An 11,973-nucleotide genomic window follows, 5' to 3' on the forward strand; every position below is an offset into this window, starting at 1 on the left:
AATTGAAAAAGACATAAAAAAATCCCATTTTATTAAAAACAGGATTGTAATTTGTGCCCTTGAGGAACAATATTTTATTAAAGTCCCTGCCGGATATCAGTAAGGATTTCTTCTATTTTATCTACTTCATTTTTAGAGATATTGTTTGAAGTGTCCAATGGATCAAAAGAAACGTATCCTGTAGCTTTTTTGCCGCCTCCCTTTTTAAATAAAGTCCAGCTTATAGTAATTTTACTGTAAGCATATTTAGCAATCTGACCGAAAGCTGACCATGTAACACTTAAGCGTGAATATTTATTACTGTTTTTTACAGCAGTTCCCAGATGTCTTATATTAGATTCAAAAGGGATCATATGGGTATTAGCATCCCTTGTTCCGGCAACCAAATTAGTAGAATCTGTCATACCTCCCAATCCGGCGCCCCTTATATGAAGCCATTCCCATCGTTGTCCGCCCAATCGGTTTAACAGCCAGGCATATCCGGCTGCATTGGTATTGCCCATACTTTTATACTGCCCGTCGCCTCTGTCACGTCCTACAGGCGTATTGGTAAAAACAGCATTTTGAGGAATATTAATATTTGCTAAATTTTTATCCAGTTTTTTTTGCAGCTTTGCCTTATCCGTTGTAGATAATGGCTGATTGGTGTAATTTTGCCCCATGATCTGCAGCGGCCCTGATGCCTGATTTGGTGCGGTGGCGGTTTTTTTGTAAACCTTTACAGCACTTGTTTTGCCGTCTAGTGTTATGTTGTTAAAATAATGATTATTGAGCGTTTTATCATTAGGGACTGTAGAAGGATTTACTTCCGTTTCCATATTATGAGCGCGTCCTTTTGCCCCAAATCCTCCCTTGTTCATAGGGAAAACCTGAACTAATTCCCATTTAACTTTGGTAACCAGGTTGCTGTAGCCGTTTAATTTTGCCATTAATAAATCCCTGTCTGTAGTCTGGCTTCGCAAGGCTCTTCTTGGAGCAGGAGGCAGTTTTTGTATTTCCCTAACAGTCAGTCTGGCTTTTTTGCTGATTTTGGTAAATCTGTTTGAATAAGTATTGATTAGATTAACATCAGCATCATCGTCAAGCTGTTCTTTAACTTTTTTAATGTATTTGTAAGCTGCCACAATTTTTTGGTCGATTGCATTTTTTATATCCAGATATTCTTTTGCAGGATTCATTTCGTATTCAAGCTTTTGCCTTCTTCTGCTTTTTTGCTGATTATTTTTACTTTTCTTAGCAGTATTGTTTTTACTTATTCCAAGCTGAATAACATGATGGGTTTGAGGTACATTGGAAGATTTCATTTGTACAGGTTCGTCTGATATCTCCTCATCTGTATCATCCTGAGTTTTTCTTTGCATTACAATGGGAAAGGGATTTTTTTGAATATTTTCAGAAAGTTTTTGCTGCACGACAGATACTGGACGATTGTCTGTTAATGGAGCAGTTTTTTTTGTAATTTGATTCTGAGCCACAGCGGGTTTATGCTGAGTCGGTTTTTTTTCTGAAAAATAACCCATTGTATTTGTATTAATTGATAATTATATTTTGTGTAAACCTTGTAAAATTTACAACCAAACTATATCGATCATGGATATAGTTTAGTTTTTTAACAGATTAATTCGTTCTATAATTTTTTACCACAATATCATATAATGGGGAAGGGGTGATCGAATTTACAGTCATAGGGACATTAGAGCAGTTAGGGTCCCAATGTGTAAAATCGCCGTTGTCATATTTCATGCTGCAAATAATAGTATCATCCTGTTTGTAAGTACCGAAAGAACCTTCAGAAGTACCGGGCACCCAGACTTTGTCAGCAAATTGAAAGAAACAAATTCCAATTAATTTATCCGGGTTATTGGCACCATATTTAATACTTTCAGATAATTGTCCTTGCACAATATTTTGATAATCTGTTTTGGTTCTGTCCATTCCGATCTCCGTAAACAGAATAGGTTTTTGATATTTTTCAAAAGCAATATCTACATAACCTTTACCTTTTCCCTGGGCATTTACAAAGAGATAATTACTGTCGTTATAAGTTTGTGGTGTCAGAAACAGTCTGTTGTTTAAATTTTTTGCAGTAACCGTATTTAAACCAGCAAGCAGCGGATCCCAGAATCCAAAACATGGAAATTCTGCACCATAAGTTCCAAAATCAACCGGATGACCAATCCTTACTTCTCTGTATGATGAAAAGTCTGATGATTCGATTTCAGCCCATGAAGTGGTAAAATCAATACAGTTTTGTACACTAAACCCGTTTATTTCAGGTTCATTTCCTATAATAATTCCGGCAATGGCACTGTGATAATCTGTTTTCTCTTTATTAGAAAAAGAGTTAATCAGGCTTGGAATTAAAGTATTTCGCTGCGGAAGGCCTTCACCGGGCTTGACAAAATAATTAGAAACCGGTACCAAAACTTTGATATTAAGTGAATTACAATAGTCCAGGAAATTTAAATGAATATTTCTGGGCTCCCAGTCATAAAGCCTGATCAATTTAACGCCCATATCAGCTAAAGTCTGAATATCATTTCTCGCTTTATTAGGGCCATTCAGGCTGCAGGAATCCCCGCTTTTAGAAGTATATTGATTTCCCCAAACAGGAGACATAGCATCATAGGCGATATCGCTTCCAAAAAAAATATAAGTAGTATTAGCATTTGAAGGATTATATCCTTTCGGGAAAGGAGCATAACAGATTCCGTTGAAATTAGTGTTCATAATTAAAGGTTTTTAAGTTTGTTAACAATTAATAGGTTTGTTTCAGGATTATCGCCGTCCGATTATTTCTTCGAGATGCGTTTTGATTAAGGCTGCCCGGTCAGTCTGTTCCTGATCATCAAAAGGGCCTGTAAATTTTTGATCAAAGAAGGTCCAAAATTGTGCAGACATAGGACTTTGCAGGAAGTATCTATCAATCATGTCAAGCTGATGAGCATCGTTGATAATGTCATCAACATAGTTTGCAAATTTCCCCATAGCAGAAAGCGAAAGATCAGATCTCAGTGAATCAATTCGAACCGAATTAAGTAAATTTCCGCCGCTAGGTGTGGCAAGACCATTAACGAGATTTCTAAAAGCTGCTGATTGTAGATAATTTACTTTTACCCACGGATAAGTTTTTGAATTGACCATATGCCAAAATATATTTTCCTGTCTTTGATTGACAAAATTTGTGGGCTGTGATTTCCAATTAAATATCCACCATTTTTCTATTACATTTCGGTTGTTTGAGGCTGGTAATGTAGGATTTCCAAAACCTGCTCCGGGCTTATTACCTAGCCAGTATGCCCTAAATTCTGTGCGATACGCATTGCCTACATCACCCGCCTGACCGTTAATGTCGTTCATTATAGTTTCCTGAAAATCTTCATTGTGGCGATCAGCAACATGCTGAATCTCATGCATAAGTATAATGCTCAACATTTCATGATTTAAAGGTTTATCCATAAAAACCCTAATGCTCATTCCCTCTGCATGTGCGGTTTCATGCGAATCACGGATTATTACTCCAGGATCAGTAGTCCGGAGACCTTCAGCAGCTTTTTTCGTAGATCCTGTAACAGGGTAAGCAGTAGTGTCATCAAAAAAAAGCTCTCCTTTTAAGGCTTCTTCCGGCACTTGGGGCCAGAATTTTTTCATTTCTGCGGGAGGTTTTAATGTTGTACTGAGGGTAGGAGTCATCGCAAAAACAGCTAATCGCTGACTTAGGAACTGTTTTGTGTTTGCCAAGATTGCTTCAACAGGTAATCCAATGTGTGGAATCTGTGCAAGGTTTAGTATATCTCCCGGACTATTTATTATAGCATATAGAATCTGCTGGTTTTGTAAATGGCGTTGTTGTACTTCCTGAACTTTTTGATTCCATTCAGGTACATTTTTAGCTCTTCCATCTTCTTCTTTTTCATGATCTATTAATAATAAGTGTGAAGGATCCCCATTTATGCCTGGCATCTCTTCTCCAATCCTTTGTACAATAGTATTTTCCTTAAGGGATTGATTTTTGTAAGCTATCTCTTTTAATTGATGTGTATCAATAGCTTTTGCCCCCATAACATCAGCCTCATTCTCTAATCCTTTATCATCATTTATATTCACTTTACCTTTCATTTGCAAAGTAGGTTTCACCCGCCCTTGCTTTTGCTGTACGACATGCCAGGCTTCATGTGGCAGGTGTTTTTCCTGACCTGAAGCAATATGGATTTGCGTTCCCTGAGCATAGGCATGTGCATTAAGCTGTGCCGGTTTATCAGAGTTGTAATGTACTTTGACATCATCCATAGAATGACCTGACAGGTTTTCTATCCCGGATTTAAGAGTATCGGGCAGACCGGTATTGTTTGCTTTTTTTTGTAAAACAGAAGCGGGACGACGGTTATCTTCCAGTATTCTTGTTTTATTCTGAATAGGTTTTTCATTCAGACTTGCCGAAATGGATTTTACCTCACTTACTCTGTCAGTATCATGAATTGATTCCATATAAATTATTTAGTATCAAAATTTTAAACAGTATCAGGATTAAGTAATGAAGAGTTTTCTGTTGGTGCTGCCGGAGTTTTTATGGCTGCATATGCATTCTTTGACTGATAACCTGATCTCACAGTTTTAGACGCCGCTACTCCAATATTGAGCCCGCCTGTAACTGTATTGTTATTATCGACTGCTATACCGCCCGAAGCAGCAAGGGCAGCAACTTCAATCCAGTGAAGCGCAGCAGCAAAACCGCTTGAAATTTTATAAGCTGTGGACGGATTTTCTTTTCCTAAATAATCCATTACCGCTTGTAGTAATGAACGCAGTGATTTTGCAACACCAAAAACAATTCCCGGATTATTTTCTGTTTTTATACCTACTGCCAAAGCGAGTCCGGCTTCAAAACCGCGTAATGTATCGATTACTATCTGCTGTTTACCGCTAGGATCTTTTCCGCCCATTATAGTAAATACACCTCGTATAATTTTTGAAACTGCAACACCCAAGGCCATTAAACCGGCCATTAAGCTATTTTCGCCAGATAGTGAAAAAAAGGCAATAGATGCTGCCAGTGACAATAATCCTTCGGCAATTATTAAACTGCCGGTAATGGTGCTGGGAGAAGGGAATAACTGTCGTACTGCTTCTGAATTTTGAAACTGGGTAACCACAACCTGACTTCCATTATAGTGAACACCGCTCATAAATTTAGCCTGGGTAGTCTGCTGCCACTGGCCATAATCTGACTGGTTCATGACAGCATAATTAACACCTGGAATACCTAAATGATCCATGCCTTTAAATTGGGCAGTATATTCCTGATTTGGTTTTTCTGTCTGAATAGAATTTGTCATTTTTTGAGAACGGGGAGAAGATGCTCTTTGAATAGCTTTCTGTCCCATTTGGGTAGCTTCGTGTTCCAGCCCCGGATTATCATTTACAGGAGTATCGCCAATTTTCATGGTAGGTTTGACACGTCCTTCCATTTGTTGTACCACATGGCCTAGTTCATGCGGTAAATGTTTTTCCTGACCAGAAGCAAGATGGATATTAGAACCCTGCGCATAAGCATGTGCTTGTACAGCAGCAGGTTTGGATGAATTGTAGTGTACTTTTACATGATCCAGATTTTTATTGCTTAGGTTTTCCATTCCTGATTTCAGGTTATCTGGTAAACCGGTATTATTGGCTTTCTTCTGAACAGGATTTGATGAAGTACTGGTTAGTTTTTGTTCTACCGCAGACGGCACACGGTTATCTTTTAACTGAACTGCCGAAGTATTGTTGTTTCCGTTAGCCGCGGTAACCACTGATTGGTTATCGGATGATTTTTTGTGTTGTAGTGCCATCTTCAGGTGATTTTAAATAGTTCTATTTTGCCATTCTTTTAGCTTCTTTATTGCTGATTGGTACAGGACTGGCTTTTTTAATAGCAAGCGCAGCAGCGGAAATGTCATTTTGTTTTTTACCGACACCTTTTGCCAGATACTTTTTCTTTTCAGGGTCATGGTGCTTTTTTCCTAATTGTGCTACAGGAGTTGTTCTGTTATCTTTTAATTGAACAGCATCTGAAATATTATTATTAGAATTTGCAGCTGTTACCGAAGTAGTATTCATTGGGAGATGTTTTTGATACTGTGCCATTTTTTGCTTTTTTTTTAATTTATAATTCCTTTTTAATTAAACTTCCAGCAGTGTGACCTCAACAGGGCCAATAGCGCCGGAGTAATCGACAGAAGAACAAAACGGATGGTTTTTAGTAAGAAGTTTTAAATATTCAAGTTCGGGATCCAGATAAGGAATTTCTATTTTTATGCCCGTAATAAGTTTGATCAGGTAATTATTTTGTAAAGGTTTTATTTTGAAAAGAGGCTGATGAACGGTCTGGAAGATATTTTCGATGTCCAGTATAAAATCGGCTTTGGAAATGGAGTTGGAAAATTTGTTGTCGTACTTTTTTAGTAACAAAGCAATATGGAGTTCTATTCTTTCGATAACTTCTTCAAAAGAGCGGTGATCAGTTTTGGCTACTAAAAAAATACTGCTGCCGGTGATTAAATAACCATGAATAACAAGTTCATTTTTTTTTATAAAATGATTTAAAGTCAAAGCGATTATCTTATTTCGGTAGTTAAAGTCATAGTGTTTCTTCCAGCTTCCCAGTTTTAGTTCGACCAGATGAGTATGCCAGTGTTTTTTAGAAATCAAAGAAGTCGGTTTGTCTTCGGTCTTTTTCATATCAGTTCATTTGGGTTACGGCCAGCGTCCGGTTTTCTTTTTTAAATTCACGTCGGATACCGTCCAGTAAATCACGCTCTTTTACGATAGTCTCATTTTTCTGAATGGCTTTTAAAGCACAGTAGCGCAAAACATTAATGATAGCACCTCCTGCGAGTTCGTATTTTTCGGCTATTTCTTCGAGGTCAATAGCAGGATCAAGCTGACATTTTCCCGAAAAGGCATTTTCCCATAACTGTATTCTGTCTTCGGCTTTTGGCATTGTAAAATGAATCATTGACTGAAACCTTCTGGAAAAAGCTTCGTCCATATTTTCTTTTAAATTGGAGGCCAGTATCATTACACCCGGAAAATCTTCAATTCTCTGTAACAAATACCCTGTCTGCTGATTGGCATGACGATCATTTGAGGAGGAAGTCTGGGTTCTTTTCCCAAAAAGCGAATCGGCTTCGTCAAAAAACAAGATCCAGTCTTTGTGCTGTGCGACATCAAATATTTTTGACAGGTTTTTTTCGGTTTCCCCAATATATTTCGATACAATCATTGAAAGGTCAACCCGGTATACTTCACGGCCGGTACTTTTGCCAAGGAGCGTGGCTGTTAAGGTTTTTCCTGTTCCGGGCGGACCATAAAATAAGGTCCTGTATCCGGGTTTTATTTTGTTTTCGAGCCCCCATTCGGTCATTAAAACAGAACCGTATTTCAGCCAGGCATCAATTTCCATAACCTGCTGCATTACATGTTCTTCCAAAACCAGGTCTGACCAGTTCATGCTGGTCGAAATCTGCTGTGCAGGAAAGGAACTGCTATGTTCTAGGTGAGGAAGGGTTCCGGTTAAAAAAAACTGAAGCCATCGTTCGTTAATCGAAATTCCCTGATTTAACATCGTAACATATGATTCTGAGTTGTCTAATATCAAAACCTGTTCTTTTATTAAAATACAGGAAGAGCTCAGCACATTGAGCATTTCAATATGGAGTTCTGGGTTAACAGCGGTTATCAAAAAGGAAAATGTTTGTCCGGTAGGAATAAAACCGCTGTGGTTTTTACCCGTCAGACCGCCAAATTCTGTAAAGCCGCGGTCATACATTGCATTTTTACTAAAAAAAATATCCAGTATTTCAGGTTTAATCTGCGGTGCAATTACCAGAGCAAGACACAAGCGTTCGTATAAATTTAGATTCCATTCTTCCAGTTTTTGATAATAAGAAATTATTGGGTTTTCTTTATCATTATCAGTTTCAGGCTGTGGAAGCGGTATATCCTGCCAGCGGTTCTCATAGCCTTCCTGAAGCAGATAGCTGCGGATAACCTGATCGATTACTTTTTGTAACCACTCCATTTCGTCATACAGAGCCTTTATATTGAAATTAGTTTCCATAATTTTCAAATAATTTTTCAACGTCGTCTAAATTGGCATCTGTCCACTTAAAGTAGAGTAATGCGGTATTTACATTTAGTTCGTTAGACTGCAGCATATCCAGAAAATGTCCCTGTGGATTTTGTATAATATTCTGGGAGTTGTAGTCAATATCGCTGTCAAAAGACTCAAATAAATCCTTTGTCCATTCTGATGAATTATTGTTTTTGTTAATAAAATCACTAATGAAATAAGAAATTTTTTCGTCTTGTACCGTTAACTTTTTTGCTTTGAAATAAGCCGGTTTTCTTTTGGTTTCCCTATGATAATACAGAATATCTTTGGATTGGATAGTTTTGGTGCTGCTGTGTCCGAAAATATCAACGAGGCCAAAGTTTTCAGTATCGCTTACCAGTTCCAGTTCAGCATTTTCTTCTCCGGCAACGGCCAGTGTGGTAATGGAAGGTGCTGCACTTTCGGTCACTACATAGAGTTCACGAAAAGTATAAACAGCCTGTGTAAATTTTATAATTAAAGACTGCTGGATCTCGTTCCAGTTATTGATTTTAACCGATTCCGGATTTTCGGCCTTAAAAATAAAACTTCCCTTTCGGGCAAAACCCAGTATTTGTTTGCTGAATTCAAACTGTCCGTCAATGGCGGCATTCCCATGTCCTCGACCGGAATACGGTTTTGAAATCCCGTCGCTGAAATTCCAGGCGGCGGCATTCAGGGCAATCGGACTGCTGATATCAATTTCCAGCTTGTTGAGGATGGCATTTCGGTATACGTTTCCCAACAGGATTATTTCGCCGTTTTTTATCTGAAAAAAATCTCCCGGAAACAGGTTTTGATTTAACGGTTTGGTGGGTATAAAACCTCCTGTTTTTAAGTAAAACTGTCTGTAAAAATTTCTGTAAACACGATCCATAAACTTAAAATTAATAGTTATAAGTCCGCTATAAAAAAATCTTTTACAGCGGAGATAATTCAGTTTTAAGAAGCCAGCGCCGCTGCATTTGCCGCAGCAAGCCCAGACTGTAATGATTTAAGTTTAATCTGTGCTTTACCTAAATTCGTATTGGCGATATTGAGTTGTCTTGAAGTCTGGTCGTTGGCCACTTTTGCTTTTTCGTATGCTATTTTCGAATCGTCATAAGCCTGATACAGCAGTCCTCTGAGAGAACTATTTGAAACCGGATTTGGAGATAACGGCTCATCGATATTTCGTTCGTTTGTTAAAGACAGGTATAATTTTCCGGCCTGATCTGCTTCAAGTGTAACGGCTGCTTCAGCTTCTAAAACAGATGTTTCGGCTGCAAGTGTAGCCTTTAGGGCGATCAGAGTTAGTGCAATGGCATTGTTGGCATCTGATCCGGCTAAAGTAAGTTTAGAAACCAAATCATCTGAAATAAGCGGGTTTAAAGCTTTTTTGCGGGTTACCAGATTAGACAGCTTATTCAGTATTTCAACAGCATAAATTAGTTTGTTGATCAGCTCGCTGATGTCTGTCGATACCAGTATGGAAGCCTCAGAAGCTTCTGCCATTGTACTAAAAGCATTTTTTGAATTATAGGCCAGGTTATGGGCATTTTGAATCACCTGATCAATTAAGTTCTTATTGTTTAAGGCATGTACACGATTGTTTTCGGCAGTAACCAGATATCCCTGATATTTTTGAGATTTTTCAGTAAGCGAGTTTACAATTACCTGCTGCTGCTGAATTTCGGCCGTAACATCAATTACCTGATTAGTCAAAGCATCGATTTCGGATTTTTTCTTTTCGGTGATCCCGTATTTTTTTGAAACCGGGATTGGAGTTAATATTTGTGCTTCCATGTTTTTATACTTTTAAATTAATTTTTGAGGTTAAGTTCAGTTGAGGAAAAAGTCACAGGATCTGTATTTTCCCAATCCGAAAGACTGTTGGTATATTTGCTTTTGCTGATTTCATTTCCGTTGAAGAAAGATAAAACCACCGGAATGTATTTTTTCTTTTCGACCAGAGGATTTCCAAAATTATCTGTGGTAGTAGGCTCAATTTTAATATCGTATTTCAAATTGGTTTCTACTTTTTCTGATTTTTTAGAATGGCTGGCAGAGATATAGTTTCCGGCAGGTATATTTTCGGCCAGGTTTAGGTTAAAGAAAAACGCTTTGTTGTTTTTTATTGGTTTAGGGAAACTTTCTTCTACTTTTTTCAGTTCGGCTTTTACTTTTACCTGCTGTTCTTTTGCAATTGCAACTCTTGCTTTAGCTTCGGTCAGGGCAGTTTTAAAGCTGGCCAGTTTTTGTTTGGCAGTATCAGCTTCAGCCGGATTTTTGGTTTTAGAAGATTCGTTGTTCAGCTGTGCGATCTCTGTATTTAAGTTGGTAATTTCTTCATTTAAATAACTGATCTCATCATCATAAATCGTAAGTTCTTCTTTTAGTTCCAAGACTTCGATTCGTTCCTCGATGGTATTTAATTCTACGTCGGTTAGCAAATCATCCGGATAAGGAAGCAGGATAAATCGGTAATCGATAGCTGATGGTTTGATGTTATCATCCTTTTTTACCGTAAAACTAAACTCGGTCAAAGGTGCTTTTCTGTAGTTATCATCGCTTTCTTCTTCCTGAGAACCTGTTTTTGACGAAATAATGTTTTTGGCTTCGTTTAAAGTCTGTGTCAAACGGAACGATTCTGAAGCAACCGATAAATATTCGTCAAAAGTGTTGATCTCTTTTTTATAGTCTTCGGTAAAAACAATCAGTAAAAATGCCACGTATTTTTCACCCAATGCCAAAGCTTCATTGTCAGAATCCAGTAAATTGTTTAAACTGATAACTGCTTTTCCTTCCTTTTCATCTGGTTTTTCAGCAACTCTCACAAATTGCGAAGGACTGCTTAAAAGATCTTCTGCCGTAGAAGTTGTAAACAAAGCTTTCTTACTTTCTTTAACTATAATGATGTTGTAGCTTTTTACCGGATTTTTTACTTCTGTTTTTACATTATCTGCAGACAAGTCGGTGTTGGGGAACGGACTTTTAAAATAATCAAAAGAAACGGTAAAAGAACCTTTAGAAGATGGATCGAAAGGCTTTGGCACATCTACTTTAATATTCTGATTGAATTTTTTGTTGTTTATGATGTATGCTTTTTTCGAAGCTTCATATTCTACCTTACTGCATTTTATAGCTCCCTCGGCGCCGCGTGTAGCAATACTGGCCTGTGATTTGGTATCATTATCGGCCGTTAAGATTGCCGTAATAGCATTTAAGTCGGCAGTGGTTACCTGAAGCAGATTGTTTACAGAATCGTTGGTTACCTTGGCTCCGTCTGCTACTGTAGTAGAAGGTACCTCGGCCACTGCAGCCGAAGCTTCCATGGCATGCTGCGACGTAAGTTCGGCATGGTAGGCCGTTTTGTTCATAAGGTTGTACGCATCAAGGCCCTGCTGATAAATTTGTGAACCATAATCGGCTGCATTTACAATACTAAAAATACTGCCTACGTCACTGGCCAGACGCACAATAGCATTGGCAGCAATTTGTATGTTTGCAGCACATACGGCCATATTAGTAACAGATTGTCCCACAAAGGTTTTCTGCTGATTGGCCGACAACAGTAAATTGTCAGACATGTTTTTATTCTTTACCACCACATTGTTGATATGCTGTTTGCTTTGGTACATTTTTGATGCGGCATCAAGTTTTTCACTTGCAATAATCTCGGCACCCTCTGCATAATACAGGGTAAACATAGAAGCACTTAATTGTGCATCCAGCTGTTTTTTACTCAGCTGCTGACTTTCTAATGAAGCTAAAACACTAGAATGTAAATTTTCATTGTAGGTGTTCATAATGGTTCTTTTTATTGATTAATTACTTATTTCGATGATCGTTATTTTATT

10 protein-coding genes are annotated in these 11,973 nt (G+C 37.9%); all 10 read right to left on the reverse strand.

Annotated elements, in window-relative coordinates:
* Positions 1-77 precede the first annotated feature (77 nt).
* Positions 78-1,520: a hypothetical protein gene (locus ASE21_RS12115; RefSeq protein WP_057122924.1), complete on the reverse strand. Its 1,443-nt coding sequence runs from the start codon at positions 1,518-1,520 to the stop codon at positions 78-80.
* A 97-nt stretch (positions 1,521-1,617) separates the two neighbouring features.
* Entirely contained in the window at positions 1,618-2,730 is a 1,113-nt protein-coding gene (locus ASE21_RS12120) for a hypothetical protein (protein WP_057122925.1), read from the reverse strand.
* 48 nt (positions 2,731-2,778) lie between these two features.
* A complete protein-coding gene (locus ASE21_RS21590; protein ID WP_082603470.1) occupies positions 2,779-4,488 on the reverse strand; it encodes a DUF4157 domain-containing protein in 1,710 nt (569 codons plus the stop codon).
* Positions 4,489-4,511: 23 nt separating this feature from the next.
* Positions 4,512-5,831, reverse strand: a complete 1,320-nt coding sequence (locus ASE21_RS21595) for a DUF4157 domain-containing protein (RefSeq protein ID WP_082603471.1) — start codon at positions 5,829-5,831, stop codon at positions 4,512-4,514.
* A 22-nt stretch (positions 5,832-5,853) separates the two neighbouring features.
* Positions 5,854-6,126, reverse strand: a complete 273-nt coding sequence (locus ASE21_RS12135) for a hypothetical protein (RefSeq protein WP_057122926.1) — start codon at positions 6,124-6,126, stop codon at positions 5,854-5,856.
* A 36-nt stretch (positions 6,127-6,162) separates the two neighbouring features.
* Positions 6,163-6,720: a hypothetical protein gene (locus ASE21_RS12140; protein WP_057122927.1), complete on the reverse strand. Its 558-nt coding sequence runs from the start codon at positions 6,718-6,720 to the stop codon at positions 6,163-6,165.
* Position 6,721: 1 nt separating this feature from the next.
* Entirely contained in the window at positions 6,722-8,101 is a 1,380-nt protein-coding gene (locus ASE21_RS12145) for an ATP-binding protein (protein WP_057123191.1), read from the reverse strand.
* Positions 8,091-9,011, reverse strand: coding sequence for a hypothetical protein (locus ASE21_RS12150; protein WP_057122928.1), 921 nt, complete (start codon positions 9,009-9,011; stop codon positions 8,091-8,093). Before ASE21_RS12150 ends, ASE21_RS12145 begins: the two co-directional genes overlap by 11 nt.
* A gap of 65 nt (positions 9,012-9,076) precedes the next feature.
* Complete coding sequence (locus ASE21_RS12155) at positions 9,077-9,919, reverse strand: hypothetical protein (protein WP_057122929.1); 843 nt, start codon at positions 9,917-9,919, stop codon at positions 9,077-9,079.
* Positions 9,920-9,936: 17 nt separating this feature from the next.
* Positions 9,937-11,922, reverse strand: coding sequence for a hypothetical protein (locus ASE21_RS12160; protein ID WP_057122930.1), 1,986 nt, complete (start codon positions 11,920-11,922; stop codon positions 9,937-9,939).
* Positions 11,923-11,973 lie beyond the last annotated feature (51 nt).

Origin of the sequence: Flavobacterium sp. Root901, from assembly GCF_001429765.1 — a bacterium.
Taxonomy (GTDB): domain Bacteria; phylum Bacteroidota; class Bacteroidia; order Flavobacteriales; family Flavobacteriaceae; genus Flavobacterium.